This window comes from Arsenicitalea aurantiaca (assembly GCF_003994485.1).
Classification (GTDB): Bacteria; Pseudomonadota; Alphaproteobacteria; order Rhizobiales; family Devosiaceae; genus Arsenicitalea; species Arsenicitalea aurantiaca.
This window is the reverse complement of the sequence record NZ_RZNJ01000001.1, coordinates 720,924-745,473: the sequence shown is the minus strand read 5'-3', so window position 1 is coordinate 745,473 and position 24,550 is coordinate 720,924. Positions and strand designations below refer to the sequence as shown.

The 24,550-nt window shown below is 66.6% G+C and carries 26 protein-coding genes and 1 tRNA gene; 11 read left to right on the top strand and 16 right to left on the bottom strand.

What is annotated here, in order from left to right; translation table 11 throughout:
* The gene (locus EMQ25_RS03640) at nt 1-477 is read left to right on the top strand and encodes a hemerythrin domain-containing protein (protein ID WP_158625944.1); all 477 of its coding nucleotides are present in this window, start codon (nt 1-3) and stop codon (nt 475-477) included.
* On the opposite strand, the gene EMQ25_RS03635 is transcribed toward EMQ25_RS03640, so the two are convergent.
* A complete protein-coding gene (locus EMQ25_RS03635) occupies nt 478-1,206 on the bottom strand; it encodes a Crp/Fnr family transcriptional regulator (RefSeq protein ID WP_127187175.1) in 729 nt (242 codons plus the stop codon).
* A 206-nt stretch (nt 1,207-1,412) separates the two neighbouring features.
* On the opposite strand from EMQ25_RS03635, the gene EMQ25_RS03630 reads away from it, so the two are divergent.
* Nucleotides 1,413-2,234 (top strand): universal stress protein, encoded by an 822-nt coding sequence (locus tag EMQ25_RS03630; protein ID WP_158625943.1) that lies wholly within the window; start codon nt 1,413-1,415, stop codon nt 2,232-2,234.
* A 95-nt stretch (nt 2,235-2,329) separates the two neighbouring features.
* Nucleotides 2,330-2,405, top strand: a tRNA-Ile gene (locus EMQ25_RS03625).
* Nucleotide 2,406: 1 nt separating this feature from the next.
* Here the strand turns inward: EMQ25_RS03625 and EMQ25_RS03620 are convergent.
* From EMQ25_RS03620 to EMQ25_RS03585, 8 genes are all read right to left on the bottom strand, one after another.
* Entirely contained in the window at nt 2,407-3,057 is a 651-nt protein-coding gene (locus tag EMQ25_RS03620) for a glutathione S-transferase family protein (protein WP_127187173.1), read from the bottom strand.
* Between the two features lie 9 nt (nt 3,058-3,066).
* Nucleotides 3,067-3,528, bottom strand: coding sequence for a PACE efflux transporter (locus EMQ25_RS03615; RefSeq protein ID WP_127187172.1), 462 nt, complete (start codon nt 3,526-3,528; stop codon nt 3,067-3,069).
* Nucleotides 3,529-3,718: 190 nt separating this feature from the next.
* Nucleotides 3,719-4,390 (bottom strand): RraA family protein, encoded by a 672-nt coding sequence (locus EMQ25_RS03610; protein WP_127187171.1) that lies wholly within the window; start codon nt 4,388-4,390, stop codon nt 3,719-3,721.
* Between the two features lie 32 nt (nt 4,391-4,422).
* Nucleotides 4,423-5,256: an ABC transporter permease gene (locus EMQ25_RS03605; protein WP_204569840.1), complete on the bottom strand. Its 834-nt coding sequence runs from the start codon at nt 5,254-5,256 to the stop codon at nt 4,423-4,425.
* A gap of 25 nt (nt 5,257-5,281) precedes the next feature.
* Nucleotides 5,282-6,214: an ABC transporter permease gene (locus EMQ25_RS03600; protein WP_127187169.1), complete on the bottom strand. Its 933-nt coding sequence runs from the start codon at nt 6,212-6,214 to the stop codon at nt 5,282-5,284.
* On the bottom strand, nt 6,211-7,839 hold the full coding sequence (locus EMQ25_RS03595) for a dipeptide ABC transporter ATP-binding protein (protein ID WP_127187168.1): 1,629 nt from the start codon (nt 7,837-7,839) through the stop codon (nt 6,211-6,213). The genes EMQ25_RS03600 and EMQ25_RS03595 overlap by 4 nt, the downstream gene beginning before the upstream one ends.
* A gap of 25 nt (nt 7,840-7,864) precedes the next feature.
* Nucleotides 7,865-9,451, bottom strand: coding sequence for an ABC transporter substrate-binding protein (locus EMQ25_RS03590; RefSeq protein WP_127187167.1), 1,587 nt, complete (start codon nt 9,449-9,451; stop codon nt 7,865-7,867).
* 57 nt (nt 9,452-9,508) lie between these two features.
* Nucleotides 9,509-10,372: a carbon-nitrogen hydrolase family protein gene (locus EMQ25_RS03585; RefSeq protein ID WP_192895619.1), complete on the bottom strand. Its 864-nt coding sequence runs from the start codon at nt 10,370-10,372 to the stop codon at nt 9,509-9,511.
* Nucleotides 10,373-10,517: 145 nt separating this feature from the next.
* Between EMQ25_RS03585 and EMQ25_RS03580 the strand changes: the two genes are divergently transcribed.
* The 3 genes from EMQ25_RS03580 to EMQ25_RS03570 all read left to right on the top strand — a co-directional run bounded on the left by EMQ25_RS03580 (nt 10,518) and on the right by EMQ25_RS03570 (nt 12,833).
* Nucleotides 10,518-11,417 (top strand): LysR family transcriptional regulator, encoded by a 900-nt coding sequence (locus tag EMQ25_RS03580; RefSeq protein ID WP_158625942.1) that lies wholly within the window; start codon nt 10,518-10,520, stop codon nt 11,415-11,417.
* A 210-nt stretch (nt 11,418-11,627) separates the two neighbouring features.
* On the top strand, nt 11,628-12,320 hold the full coding sequence (locus EMQ25_RS03575) for an FMN-dependent NADH-azoreductase (RefSeq protein WP_127187165.1): 693 nt from the start codon (nt 11,628-11,630) through the stop codon (nt 12,318-12,320).
* Nucleotides 12,321-12,329: 9 nt separating this feature from the next.
* Complete coding sequence (locus EMQ25_RS03570; RefSeq protein ID WP_127187164.1) at nt 12,330-12,833, top strand: MarR family winged helix-turn-helix transcriptional regulator; 504 nt, start codon at nt 12,330-12,332, stop codon at nt 12,831-12,833.
* On the opposite strand, the gene EMQ25_RS03565 is transcribed toward EMQ25_RS03570, so the two are convergent.
* Nucleotides 12,830-13,849: a YeiH family protein gene (locus tag EMQ25_RS03565; protein ID WP_127187163.1), complete on the bottom strand. Its 1,020-nt coding sequence runs from the start codon at nt 13,847-13,849 to the stop codon at nt 12,830-12,832. The two genes, EMQ25_RS03570 and EMQ25_RS03565, sit on opposite strands and share 4 nt — an antisense overlap.
* 150 nt (nt 13,850-13,999) lie before the next feature.
* On the opposite strand from EMQ25_RS03565, the gene EMQ25_RS03560 reads away from it, so the two are divergent.
* Nucleotides 14,000-15,307: an MFS transporter gene (locus EMQ25_RS03560; RefSeq protein WP_127187162.1), complete on the top strand. Its 1,308-nt coding sequence runs from the start codon at nt 14,000-14,002 to the stop codon at nt 15,305-15,307.
* 22 nt (nt 15,308-15,329) lie between these two features.
* On the opposite strand, the gene EMQ25_RS03555 is transcribed toward EMQ25_RS03560, so the two are convergent.
* Nucleotides 15,330-15,986 carry a phosphatase PAP2 family protein gene (locus tag EMQ25_RS03555; protein ID WP_158625941.1) on the bottom strand — a complete coding sequence of 219 codons (657 nt, stop codon included), beginning with the start codon at nt 15,984-15,986 and terminating at the stop codon, nt 15,330-15,332.
* A gap of 160 nt (nt 15,987-16,146) precedes the next feature.
* On the opposite strand from EMQ25_RS03555, the gene EMQ25_RS03550 reads away from it, so the two are divergent.
* Nucleotides 16,147-16,626: an SRPBCC family protein gene (locus EMQ25_RS03550; RefSeq protein ID WP_127187160.1), complete on the top strand. Its 480-nt coding sequence runs from the start codon at nt 16,147-16,149 to the stop codon at nt 16,624-16,626.
* Nucleotides 16,627-16,632: 6 nt separating this feature from the next.
* On the opposite strand, the gene EMQ25_RS03545 is transcribed toward EMQ25_RS03550, so the two are convergent.
* Nucleotides 16,633-18,753, bottom strand: a complete 2,121-nt coding sequence (locus EMQ25_RS03545) for a putative bifunctional diguanylate cyclase/phosphodiesterase (RefSeq protein ID WP_158625940.1) — start codon at nt 18,751-18,753, stop codon at nt 16,633-16,635.
* Between the two features lie 158 nt (nt 18,754-18,911).
* Here EMQ25_RS03545 and EMQ25_RS03540 point away from each other — a divergent pair, with 158 nt between their 5' ends.
* The 3 genes from EMQ25_RS03540 (at nt 18,912) to EMQ25_RS03530 (ending at nt 21,325) form a co-directional block, all read left to right on the top strand.
* Entirely contained in the window at nt 18,912-19,886 is a 975-nt protein-coding gene (locus EMQ25_RS03540) for a calcium/sodium antiporter (RefSeq protein ID WP_127187158.1), read from the top strand.
* A gap of 93 nt (nt 19,887-19,979) precedes the next feature.
* Nucleotides 19,980-20,918, top strand: coding sequence for a helix-turn-helix domain-containing protein (locus EMQ25_RS03535; protein ID WP_127187157.1), 939 nt, complete (start codon nt 19,980-19,982; stop codon nt 20,916-20,918).
* Between the two features lie 62 nt (nt 20,919-20,980).
* Nucleotides 20,981-21,325 (top strand): Rap1a/Tai family immunity protein, encoded by a 345-nt coding sequence (locus EMQ25_RS03530; RefSeq protein WP_127187156.1) that lies wholly within the window; start codon nt 20,981-20,983, stop codon nt 21,323-21,325.
* Between the two features lie 4 nt (nt 21,326-21,329).
* Here the strand turns inward: EMQ25_RS03530 and EMQ25_RS03525 are convergent, their stop codons facing one another.
* The 4 genes from EMQ25_RS03525 to EMQ25_RS03510 are packed head-to-tail and all read right to left on the bottom strand — an operon-like array spanning nt 21,330 to nt 24,487.
* Nucleotides 21,330-21,857, bottom strand: coding sequence for a hypothetical protein (locus EMQ25_RS03525; RefSeq protein ID WP_127187155.1), 528 nt, complete (start codon nt 21,855-21,857; stop codon nt 21,330-21,332).
* A gap of 58 nt (nt 21,858-21,915) precedes the next feature.
* Complete coding sequence (locus EMQ25_RS03520) at nt 21,916-22,578, bottom strand: DUF6498-containing protein (RefSeq protein WP_127187154.1); 663 nt, start codon at nt 22,576-22,578, stop codon at nt 21,916-21,918.
* A gap of 6 nt (nt 22,579-22,584) precedes the next feature.
* Nucleotides 22,585-23,046: a hypothetical protein gene (locus tag EMQ25_RS03515; RefSeq protein ID WP_127187153.1), complete on the bottom strand. Its 462-nt coding sequence runs from the start codon at nt 23,044-23,046 to the stop codon at nt 22,585-22,587.
* 1 nt (nt 23,047) lies between these two features.
* Nucleotides 23,048-24,487, bottom strand: a complete 1,440-nt coding sequence (locus tag EMQ25_RS03510; RefSeq protein ID WP_127187152.1) for an aldehyde dehydrogenase family protein — start codon at nt 24,485-24,487, stop codon at nt 23,048-23,050.
* Nucleotides 24,488-24,550 lie beyond the last annotated feature (63 nt).

Genomic DNA, 24,550 nt, shown 5'->3' with positions numbered 1-24,550 from the left:
ATGCCCATGGCTGAAAGCGAACTGACGCGTATCAGGAACAATCACCGCCTCCTGCTCGCGCTTTGTGACCAGCTCGAGCGCATCGCAGACCGGTTGCCCGACGGGATCGACCGGCAGGAATGCCTCGTCCTCGCCCGTGCGCTCGGCCCTGCGCTCTACCGCATCCAGACGGTGGAGGAGACGCTCGCTTTTCCCGTGCTTGCCGGCTGGCAGAGCCTCGAGCCTGAAATGGCCGAAACCCTCGAGCGCCTGCGCTTCGAGCACCAGAGCGATCTTTGCTATGCCGAGGAGATCCAGGACATGCTGCGCGCCTATGGCGAGGGCCGGCCGAGCCCCGCCCCCGATGCGGCAGGCTTCATGCTGCGCGGCTTCTTCGAAGGCATCCGCCGCCACGTCGCCTTCGAGCGCCAGGCGCTCCTGCCCCTGGCCGCGCTGATGCGGCATGCGCCGGCGAGTGGGGTGCTGCGCTCGGCCTGATCAGCCGCACATGTCGGCCAGACGCCGCAGATTGGGCACCTCGACATGGCGATTGGCGGTGATGGTGATCACGCCTGCCTGGCGCAGCTTCGTCATCTGCCGGGACACCGTTTCGATGGTGAGCCCAAGAAAATCGGCAATGTCTGCCCGGCTCAGTGGCAGGTCGAAAACTGCCCCGAGCGCGCCGTCGGGTCGGTGGGGATCGGCATGCAGGGCAATCAGATGGAGGAAACTCGCCACCTTCTCCTGCGCGGTCTTTCGTCCGAGCGTCACCATCCAGTCGCGCGCTTCGTCGAGCTCGCGCAGCGTCTGCTGCATCAGCCGGTGCTCGAGCGCCGGGTTCTCGGCGATGAGCTGCTCGAGCGCACCGCGCGGGACGACGCAGAGATCGACATCGGACGCCGCTAGCGCCGTGGTCTGGCTTTCGTCCCCGAACAGGCGCCCGAGAAAGTCCGGCGCGAATTGCAGCCCGACGACCTGCTGCCTGCCGTCCTCCAGCCCCTTGGTGAGCTTGACCACCCCCCGCATGACGTTGGCGTAGCTGCGGATTTCGGTGCTTTCACCGATGAGCTCGGCGCCCGGCTCGTGCCTCGTCTTGTGCGTGCGCCGCGCGAGGGCGACGAGTTCCTCGGGCTCCAGCACGCCGCACATCCCCTTGTGCCGCGCCTCGCAGCTGCGACAGAGGATCGGCACGTCTGAATTGTGCACGTCCCTGCGTTTTTCGGACATGGCATGCTCCGCATCTGCGGACCCGGCCGAAGTCGGTCCTTTCTGACAATGGTCCACCATGGGCGATTGTGGTTTGGCCCGCAAGTCGCTCGGGCGATTTGGTTTCCGAGCGCACGGCGCGGCTTGATGCAGGTCAAGGCATCGCGCCCCTGGAAGCCCGATACCGGGACATGGCGCGCAGAGGGCGCGCGATCGAGGAGGGATCAATGCCCAAGGATATCGTAGTGCGGCTCGACGGTTCGCAGGATGACGAGACGCTGCTCGCCCATGCCGAACCCATTGCGAGCCAGTTCGGCGCCAGCATCCTGGCGCTGCAGGTCAATATCCTGCCCGAGCTGCAGGGCATGGGCTATCCGGTCAGTGCGGGGCTCGTGCAGGATATCGTGGAGGAGGCCCGCGCCGAGGCCCGGACGCTCCGGGACACTCTGAAGCGCCGGCTCGATCGCCTGTCCGTCCCGGCCGAACATCGGCTGATCGAACTCTACTCTCCCGCGGCCGGACGCGTCGTCTCGAGCGAGGCCCGCGCGGCGGACCTCTACATCGCCCCCATCCATCATCCGGATGCGCCCGATGCAGCGGAGCTGGCCGAGACCGTTCTGTTCAATGCCGGGCGTGCCTGTCTCTTCGTCCCCCGTACGACGCCGCAGGGGCAATACCGGACCATCCTCGTGGGATGGAACGACAGCCGCGAATCGACCCGCGCCCTCGCCGAAGCGATGCCCTTCCTCACCCGCGCCGAAAACGTCGTCCTTTGCACCGCGAGTGAACATTCGAGCGAAGCGGAACGTCGCGAGCCGGCAGCGGATATCGCCCGTCATCTCGCCCGCTACGGCGTCAATGTGGAGGTACGCAACCTCGACGGATGGGCGGACGCCGGCGCGGCGCTCCTCAACGAAGCCGGCCGCTCAGGCGCACAGCTCATCGTCAGCGGCGCCTATGGCCATTCGCGCTTCCGCCAGTGGGTCCTTGGGGGCGTCACCCGCACCCTGCTCAACGAAGCGCCCGTCCCGGTGCTGGTTGCCCATTGAGGAAACGGATGCGCGGGTCGGTCGGACCCTCCCGGCCGGCCCGCGCGCACTTTTTCGATGACGCCGCCGCCGCGATTGGCTAATGCAGGCCCCGAGGGCCTATAGCTCAATGGTTAGAGCCGACCGCTCATAACGGTCTGGTTCCAGGTTCGAGTCCTGGTGGGCCCACCATTCAATTCCTTGCCCGATCCCCCGCCGCGAAATGGGCGAGCTGGTCCGCCAGCGCCTTGCCGAAGGCTGGGCGGGCAGTGGCGCGGGCGAGGTAGGCCGAGACGGCCGGATAGCGGGCCAGCCCGTCGAAGCGGTCGACCAGCCGCAGGACGTCTGCCATCAGGATGTCCGCAACGCTGAACGGCCCCGCAAGCCATTGCCCCTCTGCCAGCACCGGCTCGAGGCGCGTGAGACGAAGAGTGAGGAACTGGTCGATGCGGGCGAAGGCAGGCGTGTCTTCATCATCGCCGCTGAACTTGTAGAGCCCCCAGGTGAGGCTCGCCATTTCGACCGAGTTGAGTGCGGCAAAGACCCATTCAATGGCCTTGGCCCGGCCTGGCGGATCGCGCGGCATGAGCTTTTCGCTGCGCTCGCCGAGGTGCAGCAGGATGGCGCCGCTCTCGAAGATGGAGAGGTCGCCATCTTCGAGCCAGGGAATTTGGCCGAAGGGCTGGTGCCGAAGGTGCCCCTCACCGCGGTCGGAAAAGGGCACGCTCGCCACACGATAGGGGAGCCCTGCCTCCTCGAGCGCCCAGCGGATGCGCAAATCGCGGACAAGGCCACGCGGTGGCGGCGGCACCCAGTCGAACGTGGTGAGGACGAGTTCGCTCATGGGAGAAGTCTAATCCGCCCGCACCGCACTTTCCATCCCCAATGCCGAAGCCGGCTCTTCGACAGGCAGCGGAAATACCCGGTCATAGCCCCAGTTGAAGACGAAGGCGTAGACCATGTAGAAAAGCGCGAAGGCGATATCCATGATCAGCGCATCGATCAGCGAGATCCCCAGATACCACGCGATGAAGGGCAGCAGCACGGCAAGCAGGCCGAGCTCGAACAGCACCGCATGCAGGACGCGCACCGCAACAGTCTTGCGGACGGTGCCTGCGATCCGCACCATGGCGTGATCGAAAAGCCAGTTGTAGACATAGTTCCACGCCGTCGCGATCGTCGCCCCGACAAGGCTGACGACGCCGATGTGATGCATGGGCATGTGGAAGGCGATGGCCCCAAGCGGGGTCACCAGCATGAGGCCGATGATCTCGAAGCTGAGGGCGTGGCGGATACGATCGCGAACGGTGCGCATGGAAAACCCCATATGGCGCCGGGTCGTCCCGACTGACTTGCCCGCACCGGGGGAGGCCGTCCTCGCTTTCGGCCCGCACTATACCCACGCTTGGCGAGGGGGCAAGAGGCGAGCAAGGCGCCCCGTGCATCAGAGCCATGCCGGAGGAGAATGCAGGTTCGCCCCTCCGACGCCTTCGTTGATCCCCGCCTCAGCGCCCCGCAGCGAGCGCCGCCTCGACCTTGGCGCGGGCGCCCGAAGCATCGCCGATTTTGAGCCGGCCCGAGGCGATCTCGGCCTGCCGGATCTTGCCGCGCTCCTGGCGGCGGATCGCCTCCTCGGCGGTCGCGCGCACCTCCTCGGGCCGCAGGACGATGACCCCGCTCTCGTCGGCGAGGATCGCATCGCCCGGCAGCACCACCGCACCCCCGCATGAGACCGGAACGTTCATGCCGCCGCCGAGGTCGAGCACGCGCGTGGTGATCGGCGCCGGCCCGCGCGACCAGAGCGGAAACGCCTCTTCGATGATCTCCGATGGGTCCGTGCACGGGCCGTCGATGATCGCCGCGACGACGCCGGCCGCCTTGGCGGCCCGCGTTACCCCGCCGCCCCAGCAGGCGTGCCGGTCGTCTCCGAGCCGGTCGATCACGAGGATGTCGCCGGGCCGCACGTCCGAAAGCGCATGGTGCAGCAGCGTCGAATCGAGCCCCGGCAGCGCCAGCGTCACCGCCGTGCCCACCACCCGGCCGGGACGCAGCGCCTGGATCGCGCGGTGCATGAAGCCCATGTGCCGGAAATGCCCGATCGTCGCCGTCTCGGCCTCGGCCAGAAGCGCCAGCGCCTCGGCATCCACCTGCGCCGGCATCGAACCCATATGATACATCGTCTACCTCGAACCGATTTGAAAATGAGCCATCAGGCCCGGCGCCCCTCGATCAGCGTGGGGTCCAGCCGGTCGCGCAGCCAGTCCCCGATCAGCGACACGCTGAGGGCAAGAAGGAAGATCATCGCCCCCGGAAAGAGCGTCAGCCACCAGGCGTTGAGCAGCCGGTCGCGCCCCTCGCTCATGATCTGCCCAAGGCTCGTCATCGGCGGCTGCACCCCGAGCCCGAGGAAGCTGAGTGCCGTTTCCAGCAGGATCGTCAGCGGCAGGCTGACGGTGAATTTCACGAGGATGATGTTGAAGATATTGGGCAGGACGTGCCGCAGATAGATCCGCGCCGCAGAGGACCCCAGCACGCGCTGAGCGGTCACATAGCCCTGCTCCTTGGCCGAAAGCGTTGCCGCCCGGACGAGCCGCGCATAGCCCTCCCAGTCGGTGAACCCGATCATGATCAGCAGCAAAATGAAGCTGTTGTTGAACATGGCGAGCACGAACAGCGCCACGATGATGATCGGCAGGGACGCCTGCACGTCGACCGCCGTCATGATGGCCGTCTCGGCAAAGCCCCGCCGCGCTCCGGCGATCAGCCCGAGCAGCGAGCCGAAGACGGCGCTGATCAGCGTGCCGACCACCGCGACGATGAGCGAAATCTGCGCGCCGACGGCAAGCCGGACCAGAAGGTCGCGCCCGCGCGCATCGGTGCCGAGCAGATAGGGGCTGTCCTCACCGGTGAAAAGCGCCGGCGGCTCGAGCCGGTTGAGAAGCGAGGTTTCGCGAAAATCGAAGGGCGACAGCCATTGCCCGAACAGCGCAAAGAGCACGAAGAGCGCCACGAAGCCCATGCTGAGCCGAACGCTCCAGGGCATGCTCCCGCCTGCTGGTGCGCGCCGCTCAGACATTGCCGCTCCTCCTGATGCGGGGATCGAGCCAGAAATAGACGAGATCGACGACGAGATTGGCGAGCGTCATGGTGAACGAGACCGCGATCACGCTGAACTGGATGACGGCGATATCCCGCGTCTGAACGGATCGGATCAGCAATTGGCCCACGCCAGGCCAGCTGAAGACCTGCTCGGTCACCACCGCGCCCGCGACGAGGCCACCGAGGCTGAGCCCCAGCATTGTGACGATCGGGATCGCCGCATTGGGCGCAGCGTGGCGCAGCAGCCGGCGCATGGGCGGGATCCCGCGCGCTTCGAGCGCCCCCATGAAGGGCTTGTTCAGCGTTTCGAGCAGTGAGGATCGCGTGAACCGGGCGAACGAGCCCATCGAAGCGAGCCCGAGCGTCGCCGCTGGTGCCAGCACCTGTCCGAAATTGGCGATGCCGCCGGTGCCTCCGAAGAAGACCCCGAACACCAACGCGCCAGTGAGGATGACCAGAATGCCGAAGAAGAAGTTCGGCATGGCAAAGGCAAAGACCGAAAAGGCCATGACGAACCGGTCCAGCACGCTCGCCCGGCTGAGCGCAGCGACCGTGCCCAGCGTCACCCCGAGCACCAGCGCGATGCCGAGCGCCGTTAGCCCGAGCAGCAGCGTCGCGGGCACACGCGCAAGGAAGATTTCCTCAACCGGCCGACCGGTGTGGATCGAATAGCCGAAATCCCCCTGCACCAGCCCCAGCACATAGTTGAAATATTGTACCGGCAGGGGCTGATCGAGGCCCATGGCGCGCCGGTACTGCTCGATCACCTGGGGCGGCGCATCTGGCGGGGCAAGCGCTGCGGCAGGGTCGCCCGAGAGGCGGATGAAAAAGAAGACGAGCGTCACCGTGATCAGAAGCGTGATCATGGCCCGCACGATCTTGCCCAGCACCAAACCGGTCATGGCGTCGCCTCGAGATGCGAGAGCCCCGAGGTCGCAAAGCTCCCCTTGTCGGGAATGGCATCGAGCAATTGTCGGGTATAGTCGTGCCGCGGCCGGTCGAAAACGTCGTCCACCCTGCCCTGTTCGACCACGCGCCCCTTCCACATCACGGTGATGTCGTCGCAGATGGCCGAGGCCACGCGCAGATCATGGGTGACGAACAGCATTGCGAACCCCAGCCGCTCCTGCAAATCCCTGAAGAGTTTGAGGATCTGCGCCTGGATCGACACGTCGAGCGCGGAGATCGCTTCGTCGGCAATGAGGATTTCGGGATCGGTCGCGAGCGCTCGCGCGATACAGATGCGCTGGCGCTGGCCGCCGGAGAATTCATGCGGAAACCGCTCATAGGCCTGGGGCGGCAGGTTGACCATGCCGAGCAGTTCGCGCGCCTTGGCGGCGGCCTCCGCGCCGCTTGCGCCATGCACCCGGGCCGCCTCGGCGATCGCGTCTCCGATCTTCTGGCGCGGATCGAGCGCGCTATAGGGATCCTGCAGCACGATCTGGAGCCGCTTGCGCATCGGCTTGGGCATGCCCTTGCGCCATTGCCCGGCATCTTCGCCGCCGATCATCAGCCGGCCCGCATCCATGGTCTCGAGCTTCAATATGCAACGCACGAGCGAGGATTTGCCCGAGCCGCTCTCGCCTACGATGCCGTGCACCTGCCCGCGCCGCAGCGTGATCGATACGTCTTCGACCGCGACGATCTCGCGCCGCTTCAGGAAGCCCGCAGAAGGCCGATAGGTGAGATGGATGCCCTCCGCTTCGAGCACCAGAGGCCCGGCCTCCCGCTCGGGCCTTGCCTGCCGGCGCGGAATGGCCTTCAGGAGCTTGATCGTGTAGGGATGGGTCGGGCGCGAAAACACCGCATCGCGCGTCCCCTCCTCGACCACTTTGCCCTCCTGCATCACGAGCACCTGGTCCGCGATATCGGCGACGACCCCCAGATCGTGCGTAATGAACAGGAGCCCGGCGCCCGAGCGCGTCTGCAGATCCTTGATCAGTTTCAGAATCTCGGCCTGCGTCGTCACGTCGAGCGCGGTGGTCGGTTCGTCGGCGATGAGGAGCGCCGGCTCCAGCGCCAGCGCCATGGCGATCACGATGCGCTGCGCCTGCCCGCCGGACAATTGGTGCGGATAGGCCGCATAGATCCGTTCGGGATCGGGAAGGCGCACCGCCGCGAAGAGCTCGCGGATCCGCCGGCGCCGCTCCTGGCGCGAGGCGACCCCGTGGACGCTGAGCAGTTCGTCGAGCTGCGCGCCGACCCGCATCACCGGATCGAGGCTCGCAGACGGTTCTTGGAAGATCATGCCGATCCGCCCGCCCCGAAGCGTCTGCATTGCAGCCTTGTCCTCGAGCGGCAAATCCTTGCCCAGGAAGCTGATCCGGCCGCCGCTCCGCTTGAGGGCACGTGGCAGCGTGCCGAGGATCGCCTGGGCGGACACCGATTTGCCCGAGCCGCTCTCGCCCACGAGGCAGACGCACTGGCCCGCGCCAACCGAAAGCGACAGGTCCGAAACGGCGAAAGGCCGGTCGCCCCCTTCAGGGAGGGCGACCGTGAGGTTTGATATGTCCAGCACGCTGGTCATCGCTGGATCCAAGATGGACTGACCCTCAGCTCTGGGGATCGACGAAACGGGCGTCGAACACCGTCACTTGCGTGTTGCCGGGCGTCCAGTCGAGGTCTTCGCGCATGGCGAAGGTCTGGAGGTTCCGCCACAGATACATGCCCGGCGTCACGTCTTCCCAGGCTGCGACGAGGTCGAGGTAGGCAGCGTTGCGCTCTTCGAACTCCTCGGCCCGCTCGAACCGCTCCCCGGCCTCGAGGAAGGCTTCGCTCGGCTCCCAGGTGCGATGCGACGCGGTCACGCGGCTCGAGGACGGGCCCCAGTCGAGCCAGAGCGGCCGGTAGGGATCGCCGGTGAACTCTGACGACATCGACATGTTGAGCAGGTGGAACGGCCGCTCATAGGCAAGGGCGAAATTGTCGAGGATGCGCATCTCGACATTGATGCCGAGGTCACGCCACTCCTCGATCATGAACTCGGCGGCGGTCTCGTAATTGTCGAAGAACCCGCGCACCACGTGCCAGATCAGCGTCTCGCCATTGTAGTCGCTTGCGTCGAGATAGGCCTCGGCCTGCGCACGATCATACCCGATCGCGGCTTCCCGCTCGGCATCGTAATAGTCGCCATATTCGGGGAAGTTGAACGGGGTCGGCGTGAAGGTCTGCCCGTCCCAGAGCGCCTCGGTGATCTCGTTCATGTCGATGGCGGCCACCATCGCCTTGCGCAGATTGGCATCCTGGAGCGGATTGTCATCCATCCCGTCCACGGTCAGCGTATTGAACGCGAACATCGGGTAATTCCCGACCTGGTTGACCAGGAGCTTCACTCCCGGCGTCGAGGCGACAACGTCCTGCTGGTCGATCGGCACGTTGATGATGAGATCGTACTGGCCCGACGCAAGGCCAGCGAGCCGGGTGGAGAACTCCGGTACCACGAGCCAGGTCACCTGCGAGAACGGCGCGGGCTCGCCCCAATACTCGTCGAACGCCACGGCAACCGCGCGTTCGGAGGGGTCGAATTCGGTCAGCTGGTATGGACCCGTCCCGATCGGGGCCTGTCCAAAGGCGTCCGTGCCGACTTCCTCGTAATAGGCCTTGGGCAAGACGAAGCCGATGGCGGTGGTCAGCCGCGCAATGAAGGTGGCATCGGGAAACTCGGTCTCGAGCTCGACCGTGTAGGGACCCGTCGCCTCGACGCGCACGAGCCCGCGGGCGAAATTGGAGCCGCGCGGCGCCATCGGCTCTTCGCCCCAGAGGCGCTCGGCCGAAAGCGAGAACGCGACGTCCTCGGACGTCATTTCCTCACCATTGTGAAACAGCACGCCCTCGCGCAGCGTCAGCGTCCAGACGGTCGGAGACGTCCGTTCCCAGCTCTCGGCGAGGCCCGGAACGAGCGTGTTGCCCTCGGGATCCTCGTCGTAATTGCGGCGCACCAGCGTGTCGAAAATGTTGGTGTGGACACGCCCGCCGGTCGTGGAAATGCCGATCACCGGATCGAGCGTGGGCCAGAGCCCGTCCACGGCAAAGACGAAGGGTGGACGGGCGTCCTCCTGGGCCTGCGCGCCCGATATCCCGAAGGCCAGCAGGAAGCTGGCAGCGAGAACGAACAGCAGGCGCTGTATTCGGTTTGTCATGGCTTTGTCCTGTTTGGGTTTACGTGAAAGCGGGCATCGGCGCGGGGCGCCGTTCGGTTAGGCCCGGATGTGATAGGGGCGCTCGTTGGCGAGCGACGGGATCGAGGCGCGCGCACGGTTGACGGCGGTCATGTCGAGTTCGAGCACGGCGAGCCCGATACGCTTTTCCATGTCGAGCAGAACCTTGCCCCAGGGATCGATGACGAGCGAATGCCCCCAGGTCTGCCGCCCGTCATCGTGATGGCCCGCCTGCGCGGCGGCGATGACATAGGCGCCGTTCTCGATGGCGCGCGCCCGCAGCAGTGTCTCCCAATGGTCCTCGCCCGTGCGCAGCGCAAAGGCCGATGGCACGAGGAGCACGCTGGCGCCGGCCCGCGCATAGTCGCGATAAAGATGCGGAAAGCGGATGTCGTAGCAGACCGAGAGCCCGAAGACGCCCCAGGGCGTGGGCACCGACACGGCCTCTTCGCCCGGTACGTAGCGGTCCGATTCCCGCCGGGGCGTCTCGCCCGGCAGGTCGACGTCGAAAAGGTGGATCTTGTCGTAATGGGCGAGGATCTTGCCCTGCGGATCGATGAGATGGCCCCGATTGCGGAACCGCTCCTCGCCCTCGAGCCGGATCGGAGTGGAGCCCGTGTGTATCCACATGCCGTATTGCGACGCCAGCGCCCTGCAGGCGGCAACGAACGGATCATCGGCCTCCGGCCGCACGATCTGGCTGGCCGCGACGAAGTCCTTGTTGACGAGCCCGGCCGCTTCGGGAAGCGCCAGGAGATCCGCGCCCGCCGCATGCGCCTCTGCGGCCAGAGCTTCGAGCGTCGCGACATTGGCGGCGTGCGTATTGCTCGAGCACATCTGTGCGATGGCGAGCTTCAGCGTGTCGCGTTCCCGTCCGTCCGCCCCGGTGCCATCCTGCTGCATCGCTTCGTCTCCGGCCTCGTGTCTCGTGCCCGCGAGCACTGTGACCAAAGGCTAAGCCAGTAAGCCGTCTTGAAAAAGCGCAATAAACTTGCCAGCGGTCTAAATTTCTCACATGTTGGAGCACGATTTTGCGCGGGATCCACCAATGGTGCACATCGACCGCCTGCCCCCTTTGCGGGCCATGCTCGTGCTCGAAGCGCTTCAGCGTACCGGTTCGGTCACCGGCGCCGCTCGCATGCTCAACGTCTCGCACTCCGCCGTCTCCCACCAGATCCGCATGATCGAGGAATGGTCGGGCGTCCATCTCGTGGTGCGGGACGGGCGTCGCACCATCCTCACCGATGCCGGCGACAGCCTCGCGCGGGTCGCCCATGACTGCTTCAATGCCATGCGCCACGAGATGGACCGGCTCACCATGCGCGAGCGCATGCCGGTCACCATCGCGTCCATGCCTCTGGTCACGTCTCAATGGCTGATCGGCCAGGTCGAAGCCTTCATGGCGCAGAACCCCGACATTTCGGTCCACGTCGCCGACATCCCGTCCGATCGCAACATGTCGCCCCAACCCGACATCTCGATCCTCTTCTCGCTCAATGGCGATATCCCCGCAGGCGCGAGCCCGCTGCTCTCGGGTCGGGCCATTCCGGTCTGCGCCCCCACCTATCTTGAGGCGCATCCGATCGGCTCACCCGCCGACATCGCCAGGGCCCGCCTCCTCCACGACGAGGATTCGCGCATGTGGGACCTCTGGTTCGCCACCGTAGGCCTGCCCTCGCGCACCCCGGGCGACAGGGGTCTTCTGTTCCTCTCCGGCTCGGCCATGCTCCATGACGCTGCGCTCAAGGGCTATGGGATCGCCATCTGCCGGGAGAACCTGATCGCCGAGGACCTGAGATCCGGCCGGCTCATTGCCATCAGCGACGTCGGCATCGACGACGAGGCGCACTATTTCATCCAGCCTAGCGCCTCCGAAGCCCGCCGCCGCGCCGTCATGGCGCTGCACGACTGGCTGCTGCGCGCCGCACGTCCTGCCGCGGCTGCGTAGGGGCGTTCCGCCCGCCAACCCCTTCTGATCCCAGAAATCTGCGCCTTCCCACCTCGGGGCCACCGCCTGCCCGGTCGCGGTGCCGGGCCTCTCGGTACTTTCGGCTGAACGCGATCCGCGCCACACACGATCGACGCAACAGACGATATTGACTATAGATCGTCTATGTTATAGATCATCTGCAGCTGATACCAAATGAACGAGCGACCCATGACCACCACCATCCTCCGCCTCGATGCCAGCATCCGGCAGACCGGCTCGGCCACCCGCGCCATCGCCGATACGCTCGAGAAGAGCCTCCTGTCGGGTCTCGGCAATGCCGAGATCGTCCGGCGCGAGATCGGGCTGACGCCGGTGCCCGCCACCGCGTGGGCCGATGCCGTCTTCGGCCCCCATACTCCGGCCGAACAGCGCTCGCCCCGGCAGGACGAGGCTATGGCGCTCGCAACCACGCTCGTCGACGAACTGGTCGAGGCGGACGCCTATGTCTTCGCCGTCCCCTTCTACAATTTCGGGGTCTCGCAGCACTTCAAAGCCTGGGTGGATCTCGCCCTCACCGATCCCCGCGTCGGCCCGGGCGGCCACGGCGCGATCAAGGGGCGCCCCGCCGAGCTCATCGTTGCCCGCGGCGGCGGCTATGGTCCGGGCACGCCCCGGCATGGCTGGGACCACGGCACGGCCTGGTACCGGCGCATGCTCGAGGACGTCTGGATGCTCGAGGTCGAGCTGATCGAATGTGAACTGACCCTCGCCGACGTCACGCCCGCCATGGAGTCCCTGCGCGGCCTCGCGGCCGAAAATCTCGCCCGAGCCCACGCTGCAGCAGAGGAAAACGGCCGGCGGCTCGCCCAGCGGCTTGTGGGCTCCGCCCCCATGCTCGACTTGGCACGCACCGGAAGCTAAAATGGCTGCATGAAGAGTTCGGACCGGCCATCGACATCGCCTGCCCTCCCAGTCAATCTGGGCTGGGCGCTGGCCTCAGTGCTGCGAGATTACCAAAAGCAGGTCGAAGCCGTTCTGGCCGACCTGCCCGGTGGCTCGCGCGCCTTTCTCGTCATGTCGCTGGTCGAGCGGGAAACCTGCCAGAGCCAAATCGCCATCGCCGAGCGGCTCGGGCTGGACAAGACCACGCTGACCTACCTTCTCGACGGGCTCGAAAAGCGCGGCCTCATCCGGCGCAGCACCGATCCCATGGACCGGCGCAGTCGCCACATCAACCTCACTGCCGAAGGCACCGATGCCCTCGCGCAGCTGAGCAAGGCGGTGGGGGCGGTCGAACACGAGATCCTTTCGCGGTTGAGCCGATCGGAGGCCGACCAGTTCTATACCGCGCTCGTCAAGGTGGCAGGGCTCGCCGAAGCCCGCGCGGTCGAGGATGAGGCCGAAATCTGCCAGGCCGCGCTGACCGGCAGCTAGCCCAGCAGAAGCACACCGACCACCAGCACCAGCAGCAGCAGGGTTGCCCCCACCGGCACCGCAAGCGCCGAGCGCCCCATCGCCAGCATGTCGGGGATCGAAGTCCTGATCCCGATCGCCGCCACCGCGATGACGAGGCACCATCGCGCGATCTCACCCAGCGGCGCCTGAGCCACCGCCGGCACCCATCCGGCCGAGTTGAACGCCACGAGCACGGCGAAGGCGATGACGAAGAGAGGCACCGGAAGGGTCGCGCGCCCACCCTCTGGTCGCCTGCGTGCAACGACCATCGAGATGACGAGGATCGTCGGCAGCAGCAGCGCGACCCGGAAGAGCTTCACCACCGTCGCCGTGTCGCCCGCCTCATCCGACACGGCGTAGCCCGCGCCCACCACCTGGGCGACGTCGTGGATGGTAGCGCCAAGGAAGATGCCCGTCATGCGGTCGTCGAACCCGAGCCCGTGCGCCAGCACCGGATTGAGCACCATCGCCAGCGTCGACAGGGTCGTGACGGCGACGATAACGAACGCCGTCTCCCGCTCGCGCTGCTCAGATGGCGGCAGTGCCGAGGAAATGGCGAGTGCCGCCGACGCCCCGCAAATCCCGGTGGCCCCGCCCGCGAGAATTCCGAACGCCCGCGATCGGCCGTTGAACCGGGCGAGCACAACGCCCGCTCCGATGCTCGCCAGCACCCCGCCGATCACCAGCGCCAGCGTTTCGGCGCCGAGCCCCACCACCTGCTCGACCGATATCCGCAGCCCCAGCAGCGCCACCCCCACCTGCAGCACCGTGCGCGAGGCAAAGGCGAGCCCCTGCCGCGTCTTTTCGCTGGTTGCGGTGAAATTGAGCGCGATCCCGATCAGGAGCGCCATCAGCATGACCGGCCCGCCATAGGCCGAAGCGACGAAATTGGCTGCCGCCGCAACCGTCAGGGCGAGGAACAGCCCCGGCGCAAGCGCCTTGAGGCTCGATGGGATCACGGGACGGCGTCCCGTGCCGTTTTCTCCCGAAGCCATGTCGTCCCGCCTCTCGTCCCTGCCTTCGGTCGGCGAGGCTTATAGGGGCAGGCGTCCGACGGGGCCAGCCCCTGCGGCCACCTGCCCCTGTTCATCATCGGGCCCTTGTGCGAGTGTCGCTCGCTCGACAGAGCAGACCCGGACCGCGTTTTGGCCCAGCCATCGACATCAAATCCGTCGCCCCTTCTTTCGGTCGCCGCGCTCCTGATGAGCGTCGCGCTGCTGATCACCGGCAACGGCCTGCAGCTCATGCTGCTCCCCATCCGCGGTGAGATCGAAGGCTTCTCGCCGCTCGCCATCGGCCTGCTCGGATCGGGCTATTTCCTCGGCTTCGTACTCGGCTGCGCGTTCACGCCCCGGCTGATCGCGCGGGTCGGGCACATCCGCACCTTCGCGGCGCTCGTCGCCATCGCCTCGGCGGCCGCGCTCGGCTACCCGCTCGCCGTCGATGCGAGCATCTGGGTCGTGCTGCGGCTCATCACGGGCTTCTGCCTTGCGGGGCTCTACCTCGTTGTCGAAAGCTGGCTCAACGATCGGGCCACCAATGAAACCCGCGGCGCGCTGATCTCGACCTATGTGGCGATCAATTTCACCGTCATCACCCTTGGCCAGATGATCGTGACGCTCTTCCAGCCCACGTCCTTCGTGCTGTTCTCGATCGCCTCGATTCTCGTTTCGGTCGCCGCCGTGCCGGTCGCCCTCACTCGCTCGAGCCAGCCGCCCCCGATCACCTATGTCCGTTTCCGCCCCCTCCGCATGTATCGGCTCTCGCCTACCGGCACGGTGTCGGTCTTCCTCATCGGGCTCGCCACCGGCGCATTCTGGTCGCTGGCACCGATCTTTGCGAGCGCCAAGAGCGGCAGCGTCACCACGGCGGCGCTCTTCATGAGCACGGCCGTGCTCGGTGGTGCGCTTGCGCAATGGCCGGCCGGCAAGATCTCGGACCGCATGGACCGCCGGAAAGTGCTGATCGCCCTCGCCACCCTCTGCGCCCTCGTCGGCGTCGTCATCATCGCCATTCCCGCGATCGATGGCCCCTGGCTCGGCATCGCCTTCCTCTTCGGGGCCGGTCTGCTGCCGACCTACGCCATCGCCACAGCCCACGTCTTCGACTTCGCCGAGCGGGGCGATTATGTCGAGATTTCCGCCGGCCTCCTGCTCCTAAACGGGCTGGGTTCCACGCTCGGGCCTCTGATCGCCTCGCTTGCTGTGGAAGGGTTCGGCCAGTCCGCGCTCTTTGCGGTCAACGGCGTCATCCAGCTCGTTCTCATCGTCTTCGTGCTGGCCCGCCTCGCGCGCCGCGAGGGCCTGAGCGAGGCCGAAAAGCAGAACTTCGATCTGGGGACCAGCGCAGCGGTGGCCGTCGTGGGCGACGAGGGCGCGGTGCAGATGAGCGATCTCGTCGTCATGCCGGGCGATCCTGCCCCCGAAGCGCAGCCCGAGGACGAGGCCGCCTGAACCTGATCTGAGGCGGTGCCCCTCAGTAGCGCCGAGCTTCGGCCAGCGCGATCTCCGCGCGGTGCTCCCGGCGCTCGGCATACCACCAGCAGAGGCAGACCCAGCCCGCCCCCAGCATCCATCCGGCGAGGATGTCCGATGGGTAATGCAGCCCGAGATAGAGCCGGCTGAGGCCGACGAGCAACGTCAGTACGATGGCGACGCCGATGACGTAACGGTCCTTGGTCTCGCCGGGCTCGGCGCGGGTCAGCAGTAGTCCCACCGACAGGAAGGTTGCAGCCGAAAGCGACGCATGCGCGCTCGGAAAGCTCGGCGTGAACACTTCGGCGATCGAGATGAACTCGGGCCGCGGACGCCCCACGAGTTCTTTGAGCGCGAAGCTGAGCAGAAACGCACCCCCGAATGCCCCGGCAAGGAAAGCCGCCAACCGCGTCCGTCCGGTGACGAGCAGGTAAGCGAAACTCGTGCCCGTAACGAGGAACAGCACCGAGAGGCTTCCGAGCGCGGTGACATCCCGCCCCATCTCGTGCAGCCAGGTCGGGCCGAGAAGAGCGTCGGGCGCATCCGGATTGCGCAGCAGGTTCATGATCGCCAAGTCGATCCCGTCCAGCGCTCCCTGCAGCACGCCTACGGCCAGAAGGCAGAACGCCCCGAACAGCACCACGCTCGCAATCAGCATCACCCATCCTTCTCCGCTTATCCGGTCGGTGGAAAAGGCGCCGCGCCCGGCCCGGTTCCCGAGGCATGGCGACGCACCGCAAAAATCCTGGGCCCATGTCGGCACCGCTTGCCTTCGGCCGTCCTTTGGGTCGAACCTGAACCCGCCAAGGAGAACCCCCATGACCCAACCCCAATCCGCCCCCGCCGGCGATCGCGAACTCGTTCTGACCCGCCTGATCGATGCCAGCCCCGACAAGCTCTTTCGCGCATGGACCGATCCCGAGCTCGTCGTGCAGTGGTTCGCGCCCCAGCCCTGGACCACCCCGCGCGCAGAGCTCGATGTGCGCCCCGGCGGCTCCAACCGGATCACCATGGCCGATCCGGACGGCAATGAATTCCCCAATCTCGGGGTCTATCTCGAAGTGGTCCCCAATCGCCGCATCGTCGTCACGGACGCCTATGTGAGCGCCTGGCAGCCCTCCGAAAAGCCCTTCATGACGCTGATCCTCACTTTCGAGGAGGAGGCTGGCAAGACGCGCTACACCGCCCGCGTCCTTCACTGGAGCGCCGAGGATCGCGACGCGCACGAGAAGATGGGCTTTCACGAAGGCTGGGGCCAGTGCACAGACCAGCTCGAGGCGCTCGTCGCCACCCTGTGAGGAACCTCAGCTCGCGGCGCGCAGCGTTTCCTCATCGGCCTGCCCGCTCAGGAATGCCGCGACCGCGCCCTCAGGCAGGGGCGGACTGAAGAGGAAGCCCTGCACCTCGCTGCACCCCTGCTCGCGCACCGCATCGAGCTGCTCCTGGGTCTCGACGCCCTCGGCCGTGGTCGACATGCCAAGGCTCTGCCCGAGACCGATCACCGCCTTGATGATGGCGAGGTCGCCCCCGGTCTTGGACAGGTCGCGCATGAAGGAGCGGTCGATCTTGATCTTGTCGAACGGAAAGCTGCGCAGATAGGAGAGCGAAGAATAGCCGGTCCCGAAATCGTCCATGGAGATCCGGACGCCCTCCGCGCGCAATCTGTGGAGGGTCTCGAGCGTCTGGTCGTTCTCGGCCAGAAGAAGCGATTCCGTGATCTCGAGTTCTAGGCGCCTCGGCGACAGGCCCGACGCCGCCAGCGCCGACTGCACGATGTCGAAAAGGCCGCGGTTCTTGAACTGCACCGGCGACAGGTTGACCGCCACCCGCACATCCTCCGGCCAGCCTGCCGCCACCGCGCAGGCGCGCCGCAGCACCCACTCCCCGATGCTGACGATCAGCCCGGTCTCTTCGGCAATCGGCACGAAATCGGCAGGTGAAATGATCTGGCCATCGAGCTCCCAGCGCAGCAGCGCTTCGAAACAGGTCACCCGGTTCTCGGCGAGCCCCACCAGCGGCTGGAACACGAGCCGCATTTCGTCCCGCTCGAGTGCCTGCCTCAGGCCTGCCTCGATGGTGCGGCGCTTCTGCATGGCCGCATCCATTTCGGGCTCGAAGAAGCGGAAGGCCGAACGCGCCTCCATCTTGGCGCGATAGAGCGCGAGATCCGCATTCTTGAGCAGCACGTCCGTCGTCGCCCCGTCGGCGGGCGCCATGGCAATGCCGACGCTGGCCCCGACCAGCGCCTGGTGCCCGTCGATCAGCAGCGCCGGCGTCATTGCCTCTATGATGCGCTCGGCGACGGTCGCGGCATCCCCCGGCTGGTCGACTTCGTGCATCAGGAGGGAGAATTCGTCGCCGCCGATCCGCGCGAGCAGATCCCCCTCGCGCACCGCGCTGCTCAGCCTTCCGGCAACCTCCCGCAGCACCCTGTCGCCCGCGGCATGGCCGAGCGTGTCGTTGACCGCTTTGAAATGGTCGAGGTCGATGCAGAGCACGGCGAAGCCGTGTCCGCGCCCTAGGCTTTTTTCGGCCTCCCCCATGGCGTCGAGGAACTGCGCCCGGTTCGGCAGGCCCGTGAGCGCATCGTGCCGGGCCAGATAGCGGATCCGCGCCTCGTTCTCGCGCTGCTCGGTTACGTCCTCATGGGTCGAGACCCAGCCACCATCGGCCATCGGATGGTGCTGCATCAGGATGATGCGCCCATCGAGCTCGTGCACGGTCTTGGCGAAACTGCCCGACGCGATCACCTGCCGGCGCCACGCCATGTATTCGGCCTGGTCTGCCTCCGCATACATGCCGCGCGCGAAGAGATGGCCGAGGATGTCCTCGAGCTCTGTGCCGGGGCGAACCATTTCGGCCGGCAATCCGTAAATCGCGGCGAAGGGGCCGTTGCAGATGACGAGCCGGCCCGTCCGGTCGAACATGCTGAGGCCCTGGGAGATGTTGTTGACCGCAGCGTCGAAGCGGAGGTTCTGTACCTCGAGCCGTCGCTTGCGCTCCTGGACGATCTCGTCGGCCGCGATCTCCTCGGTGACGTCTTCATGGGTCACGACCCATCCCAGCCCGGGTGCATAGACGTGTGCCGTCTCGATCACCCGGCCATGCAGGAGCCGCTCGCGGCTCTTGGCGCGCGCCCCGCCCCGGTTGGCGAGCAGTTCGGACGTATATCCGTGGAGAAAGGCCTCCGGCGTCACGTCCGGGTGGTTTCCGAGCCGGGCGCTGAGCGCGACGACCTCGGCAAGGCTCACCCCGCGGCTGACGGCTTTTTCGGGAAACCCGTAGAGTTCCCGCCAATGCCTGTTCCACATCACGAGCCGAAAATCACTGCCCCAGACGCAGAAGCCGTAGGGAATGCTCTCGAGCGCGGCGTTCAAAAGCAGCGCGTGCTCACGAGCGTCTTCGGCGCGGGTCGGATCCTGCACGTGCCCATCCTTCGGGTAACCGCGGGTACGCAAGACGCTATGGCCGCCCCGGTTAAAGCCAGCTTAAGCGCTGTTGATCAACGCCTTCCCCCGTTGCAAAGCGCAGAGTGCACCCTAGATTAGGCCAGCGCCAGGTGGCGCCCCGGAGCCTTCTCACTATGACCGTCTTCCTCTCCATCCTCGGCGGCCTCGTCCTCCTCATCGCCGGTGGCGAACTGCTCGTCCGCGGCGCCGTGCAGGCGGCGACGATCCTGCGCGTCTCCCCGCTTGTGATCGGACTGACCCTCGTCGGCTTCGGCACCTCGACCCCAGAGCTCGTCACCTCCATCCAGGCGAGCCTCGCGGGTGCCCCGGCCATCGCGGTCGGCAATATCGTGGGCTCCAACATCGCCAACATCCTGCTCATCATCGGCGCGGCTGCGCTGCTGAAACCGATTGCCGTCTCTTCGGCAGCGCTGAAGCGCGATGGCGGCGTGATGCTGGGAACCGCCGTACTCTTTGCCGTCCTCTGCTGGTTCTTCGTCATCGACCGGCTCGTCGGCGGCGCCTTCGTGCTCGCGCTTGCGGGCTATGTGGTCTTCTCCTTCATGCAGGAGCGGCAGGCAGTGCCCGATCATGGCGCGGCCTATGACAAGGGCGAAGCGGCGCGCAGTGTCGATCCCGGGCTCACCCCGGCGCCCGGCGGTAGCCTGCCGATCGCCATCCTCATCGCGATAGCGGGCCTCGTCCTCGTCGTCTTCGGCGGGCGCTTCCTCGTAGACGGCGCCACCGCGCTCGCCCGCGATTTCGGCATTTCCGAAGCCGTGATCGGGCTCACCATCGTTGCCATTGGCACCTCGATGCCCGAGCTCGTGACCTCGATCGTTGCAGCCATCCGAGGCCAGTCCGATGTCGCCTTCGGCAACATCATCGGCTCCAACATCTACAATATCCTCGGGATTGGCGGCATCACCGCCATCGTCTCGCCGCTCGAAGTGCCCGAACAGATCCGTACCTTTGACAATCCTTACATGATCGCGGCGACCGTGCTGTTCGTCGCCTTCGCCTGGACCGGCATGCGCGTCGGGCGGCGCGAGGGCGCGCTGCTTCTGGCGTGTTATGGGGTCTACCTCTTCTCGCTCTGGCCAAAGTAGGTCATGGGCGGGCGGAGCGGCCTTGTCCGGCGGATCCCGCGCCGCTAGGGTGATCGCGCGTCGCCCTGTTCGCCCAAACGCCGAGGCCCGGCCTTGAAGAGCACGCTCTTTTCCACCGACGCCCATCGCCCCGCCGACCGCTACGAGGCGTGGCGCAACCGCGACTGGCCAAGCCTCGCCCCGGTAATGGATTCGATGCCGCCGGAGGCACCCTTCTCGGCCCGCACCGAAACCTTCAGTCTCGCAGGCATTCCGCTCACCTACGCCCGGATTGACGGGCTCGACTACGTCCGCTCCCAGAGCCTGATCCGGCGCGACGGCATCGATCACGTCGGCATCGCCATCATGGTGGCAGGCACATATAGCGGCGAGACGCGGGCCAGCGCGTTTGCCGGCGGTGCCGGCACCGTCCTGATCGGGGAGTTTGGCCAGCCCTTCCGGCAGCGCTCCACGCGGTCCGAGACCGTCACCCTCGCTCTGCCGCGCGCCATCGTGCGCCGCGCCCTGCCCGCACTCGAGGGCGTGCACGGCCTCGTCCTTGACGGCGCTGCGGCAACCCTCATCGTCGAGCACGTCCTCATGCTCCGCCGCAATCTGCGGGACGTCCCGGACGTCGTCGCGCCCATGCTGGCAGAAGCCCTCGTCAATACCGTTCTGGCCGGTCTCGCAATGTCGGGACAGGCCTTGGCCGGAGACGAGCGCGGCGATGCCGTGGCTGCACTTCAGGCGAGCCGCATCATCGCCCAGCGCCTCGCCGACCCCGACCTCGACGTCAATCAGCTCGTCGCGCTCACCGGCATCTCGCGCTCGGCCCTTTATCGCGCCTTTGCGCCCGAGGGCGGCGTCGCGACCTATATCCGGCGTCAGCGGCTCGAGGCCGCGCACCGGGCCCTCGCCGACCCGGGCAATGCCGCGCAGATCTCAGAAATTGCCTATCGCTGCGGCTTCACCGACCCGGCCCAGTTCAGCCGCGCCTTCCGCGCCGAATACGGCATGTCGCCGCGCCAGCTGAGGGCAAGCCTCCCCCGTTGAGGGGCTGGACGGGCACAGCGCGCGCTCCGTAGTCTCGGCCGATCTCGGCTCGGGACGTTTCGATGAAGACCATCCTCGCTCCACTCGCTCTTGCGGGCCTTCTCGCCCTCCCCCAGCCTGCCAGCGCGGCGTCTTCGCTCTGGACCGGCGCTGTTCTCGCCGAGGCCTGTGCCGATGGCGAACTCTATTATCTCTTCGGCCAATGCATGGGCTTTCTTGCCGGCGTACACGATCAGTACCGGGCCAATTTCGGGGAGACCGCCCTCATCTGCCTGCCCGAAGACAGCACGCCCGAAGCCCTGCGCGAGCCTCTTCTGACCTATCTCGACGCCAATCCGGGCGAGGTCGAGCTTCCCGCACATGCGCTGACCGTAAGAGCCCTCATCGCCGCTTTCCCTTGCGGATGAAGCCTCAGAGCATGGCGAGCGTGATCGGCGCGGCAAGCGCGAGCGCGCCGACCAGCACGACGCGCACCGGCGTGGAGGCGCGATAGTTTTCGGGCCGGAAGAAGAGCCCTGCAATCGTTGCCAGTGCAAAGGCAATGACGATCGGCACGAAAGGGTCGAGCGCGATGTCGCGCCCCTGCATGAGCCGCAGGACGCCCCAATGCCCCGCCACGAGCCCGAGCGACGCCGCGATCAGCAACGCTGCCGCCTTGCCGATCAATTGCAGCATGTGGTCGAGATAGGCGCTTCGCAGCGCCAGGGCGATGGCACTTGCCATCAGGAACACGGGGCCGACGAGCCGGTAAAGCCCGGTCCCGGTCAGAACCCCCAGTGCCTCCGCATAGCCATGCGCCGAAAGGCCGCCGATCACCGGCAGCCCGCCCCCATTCCGGACCAGGAGATCGAGCCCGAGCAAGCTCAGGAACGTCGCAACGGCAAAGAAGGCGAACATGCTGGCAATCGCCTTGACCATGTCTGCGACGTCTTTCTGCATGATTCTCTCCAGGCGAACGATCCGCCTCAAGCCATGCCCGAAACCCTTTAAGGCCGCCTCAACGCGGTCCGGGTGGCGTCGCGTTGCCCGGCTCCATCTTGCGGAGCCACGCAATGATCGGTTCGGCAAGCAGGTCCGCGACGGACTTGACCACCGCCAGCAGGATGACCCCGGCAACCGTGCCGATGATGAAGGCCAAGAATCCCCCGAAAATCACGGTCAGCTGCATCACGACGATCCGCACGTAGAGCCCCATCACCGGGTGGCTCTCGGGCGGGGTCCTGAGCTCGAACAGCGTGAGGATGCCCCGCACGGCAAAAAGGCCGGCCAGCGGCACCCAGAGCCCCTGCTCCATCACCCGAGCAAAGACGAGCCCCGGCACCGCGCCGAAGGACGCACCCGGATGCCCGCCGAACGCCGAATGGATGAGGATCAGGTGCACATACATGAAGGCACCCGCATGGAGCGTGACGAGGAGGGGCTGGGTAAGCTTGTCGAGGATATTGCCCTTGGTCGCCGCCCCGAGCCGCACCAGCGACCAGAATGCGACGATCAGCGTCTCGCACCAGTAGAAGACGACAACGGAAAAGGCGTCCCACCCTGCGGTGAAGACGCCCACGACGGGCAGCATGTTCGCTGCCAGCATGAAGAGGCCATCGGGCCGTCCGAGGGCCTGGCGAAGATGGAGTAACACGATCCGGCCGTCCATCTCCGCCTGCATCCGGGGTTACTCCCTCGGCGTCTCGGCTTCGACGGGGGCTGCAACGCCCTCGATCGCGGCGAGTGCCTCGGTGAGCGCGCCGACCCGGGCGACGGCTTCAATCCCGTCCTGGTGGCGGGCTTCCGCCAGCAGCGCCGCGATGCGCTCGCGCGCGCCCTCGAGCCTCGTCTCGGCGGCCTCGGCCCGCTCGCGCCAGCCTTCGGCCACCGCCGCTGCTTCCGCAACATGAACGGCCTCGCCGGGCGCATCGTCGAACGGCGTTGCGGGGACCGCACCTTCCCCGAGCAGCCGCCCGTGCAGCGCGACCAGATAATCCCGGTCGTCCGCATCGAGCGTGCCTTCGCGGAAATCATTGCGCATCCGCTCGAGGTCGGCCACCGTTTCGGGGTTCATCTCCCCGGTATCGAGCAGGTCCTGGACGAGCCGTTCGATCGGCTCGCCTCCGGTGCTTACGGTCCCCTCAGCCATGTCAGCCCGCCGCGGTGTAGGCGGTCTTCACCACGGTGAAGAACTCGGACGCGTACTTGCCCTGCTCGCGCGGACCATAGCTCGAGCCCTTGCGCCCGCCGAACGGCACGTGGAAGTCGACGCCCGCCGTCGGCACGTTGACCATCACCATGCCCGCTTCGGAATTGCGCTTGAAGTGGGTCGCGTATTTCAGCGAGGTCGTGACGATGCCTGCCGACAGGCCGAACTCGGTGTCGTTGGCCGTCGCCAGCGCTTCCTCGTAATCCTTGACACGGATGACCGACGCCACGGGCCCGAAGATCTCTTCGCGCGAGATGCGCATCTGGTTGGTCGCTTCGACGAAGAGCGCGGGCTGCAGATAGTGGCCAGGCGTGTCGAGCTTGAGCAGGTCGCCACCAGCGACGAGCTTGGCGCCCTCGGACTTGCCGATCTCGATGTAGTCGGTGTCCTGCTTGAGCTGGCTCGGGTCGACCACCGGGCCGATCTCGGTGCCCTTGGCCAGCGCATCGCCGACCTTGAGGTTGCGCACGCGCTCGCTCAGCGCTTCGACGAACTTGTCGTGAATCCCCTCGGTCACGATCACGCGCGAGGACGCGGTGCAGCGCTGGCCGGTCGAGAAGAACGCGCTCTGCGCCACGCTCTCGACGGCGACCTTGAGGTCCGCGTCATCGAGCACGATGGTGGGGTTCTTGCCGCCCATCTCGAGCTGGAACTTGCGCCCGACGTCGATCGAGGCCTGGGCAACCTTCTTGCCCGTGCCCACCGAGCCGGTGAAGGTCAGCGCGTTCACGTCCTTGCTCTCGAGCATGGTCTGCCCGACGACCGAGCCACGGCCCATCACGAGGTTCAGCACGCCCTTGGGCAGGCCCGCACGGTGCAGGATATCGACGATCGCCCAGGACGAGGCCGGCACGAGGTCGGCCGGCTTGAAAACGATCGTGTTGCCGTAGCAGAGCGCCGGCGCGATCTTCCAGGCCGGGATTGCGATCGGGAAGTTCCACGGCGTGATGATGCCGACGACGCCCACAGCCTCGCGGGTGATCTCGACGCCGACGCCCGGACGGACGGACGGCAGGATCTCGCCGGCAAGGCGCAGCGCCTCGCCTGCGAAGAAGTCGAAGATCTGACCGGCGCGGGTGACCTCGCCGATGCCCTCGGGCAGGGTCTTGCCCTCTTCGCGGCTGAGCAGCTTGCCGAGCTCTTCCTTGCGCGCGAGGATCTCGTCGGCCGCCTTGCGCAGCACTGCGTGCCGCTCGAGGATGCCCGAGCGCGACCACGCGGGGAATGCGGCCTTCGCCGCCGCGATGGCGTTCTTGGTGTCCTCGGCGGTCGCCCGCGCGAAGGTGCCGATCACGTCATTTGTGTTGGAGGGGTTGATGTTCTCGGCAGCCTCGCCGCCGACCCACTCGCCGTCGATCAGGTTCTTGTGCAGTTCGCTCATATGTCGGTCCAATGTGTCTTTGTATAGGATGCGCGCGAGGGACCGCGCGCGGTGAAATCGCTG

Bases quoted from the DNA above. Each gene is read 5' to 3' on its own strand.
- EMQ25_RS03640 (WP_158625944.1), top strand. From the start codon at position 1: ATGCCCATGGCTGAAAGCGAACTGACGCGTATCAGGAACAATCACCGC.
- EMQ25_RS03635 (WP_127187175.1), bottom strand. From the start codon at position 1,206: ATGTCCGAAAAACGCAGGGACGTGCACAATTCAGACGTGCCGATCCTC.
- EMQ25_RS03630 (WP_158625943.1), top strand. From the start codon at position 1,413: ATGCCCAAGGATATCGTAGTGCGGCTCGACGGTTCGCAGGATGACGAG.
- EMQ25_RS03620 (WP_127187173.1), bottom strand. From the start codon at position 3,057: ATGAGCGAACTCGTCCTCACCACGTTCGACTGGGTGCCGCCGCCACCG.
- EMQ25_RS03615 (WP_127187172.1), bottom strand. From the start codon at position 3,528: ATGCGCACCGTTCGCGATCGTATCCGCCACGCCCTCAGCTTCGAGATC.
- EMQ25_RS03610 (WP_127187171.1), bottom strand. From the start codon at position 4,390: ATGTATCATATGGGTTCGATGCCGGCGCAGGTGGATGCCGAGGCGCTG.
- EMQ25_RS03605 (WP_204569840.1), bottom strand. From the start codon at position 5,256: ATGCCCTGGAGCGTTCGGCTCAGCATGGGCTTCGTGGCGCTCTTCGTG.
- EMQ25_RS03600 (WP_127187169.1), bottom strand. From the start codon at position 6,214: ATGACCGGTTTGGTGCTGGGCAAGATCGTGCGGGCCATGATCACGCTT.
- EMQ25_RS03595 (WP_127187168.1), bottom strand. From the start codon at position 7,839: ATGACCAGCGTGCTGGACATATCAAACCTCACGGTCGCCCTCCCTGAA.
- EMQ25_RS03590 (WP_127187167.1), bottom strand. From the start codon at position 9,451: ATGACAAACCGAATACAGCGCCTGCTGTTCGTTCTCGCTGCCAGCTTC.
- EMQ25_RS03585 (WP_192895619.1), bottom strand. From the start codon at position 10,372: ATGCAGCAGGATGGCACCGGGGCGGACGGACGGGAACGCGACACGCTG.
- EMQ25_RS03580 (WP_158625942.1), top strand. From the start codon at position 10,518: ATGGTGCACATCGACCGCCTGCCCCCTTTGCGGGCCATGCTCGTGCTC.
- EMQ25_RS03575 (WP_127187165.1), top strand. From the start codon at position 11,628: ATGACCACCACCATCCTCCGCCTCGATGCCAGCATCCGGCAGACCGGC.
- EMQ25_RS03570 (WP_127187164.1), top strand. From the start codon at position 12,330: ATGAAGAGTTCGGACCGGCCATCGACATCGCCTGCCCTCCCAGTCAAT.
- EMQ25_RS03565 (WP_127187163.1), bottom strand. From the start codon at position 13,849: ATGGCTTCGGGAGAAAACGGCACGGGACGCCGTCCCGTGATCCCATCG.
- EMQ25_RS03555 (WP_158625941.1), bottom strand. From the start codon at position 15,986: ATGCTGATTGCGAGCGTGGTGCTGTTCGGGGCGTTCTGCCTTCTGGCC.
- EMQ25_RS03550 (WP_127187160.1), top strand. From the start codon at position 16,147: ATGACCCAACCCCAATCCGCCCCCGCCGGCGATCGCGAACTCGTTCTG.
- EMQ25_RS03540 (WP_127187158.1), top strand. From the start codon at position 18,912: ATGACCGTCTTCCTCTCCATCCTCGGCGGCCTCGTCCTCCTCATCGCC.
- EMQ25_RS03530 (WP_127187156.1), top strand. From the start codon at position 20,981: ATGAAGACCATCCTCGCTCCACTCGCTCTTGCGGGCCTTCTCGCCCTC.
- EMQ25_RS03525 (WP_127187155.1), bottom strand. From the start codon at position 21,857: ATGCAGAAAGACGTCGCAGACATGGTCAAGGCGATTGCCAGCATGTTC.
- EMQ25_RS03520 (WP_127187154.1), bottom strand. From the start codon at position 22,578: ATGCAGGCGGAGATGGACGGCCGGATCGTGTTACTCCATCTTCGCCAG.
- EMQ25_RS03515 (WP_127187153.1), bottom strand. From the start codon at position 23,046: ATGGCTGAGGGGACCGTAAGCACCGGAGGCGAGCCGATCGAACGGCTC.
- EMQ25_RS03510 (WP_127187152.1), bottom strand. From the start codon at position 24,487: ATGAGCGAACTGCACAAGAACCTGATCGACGGCGAGTGGGTCGGCGGC.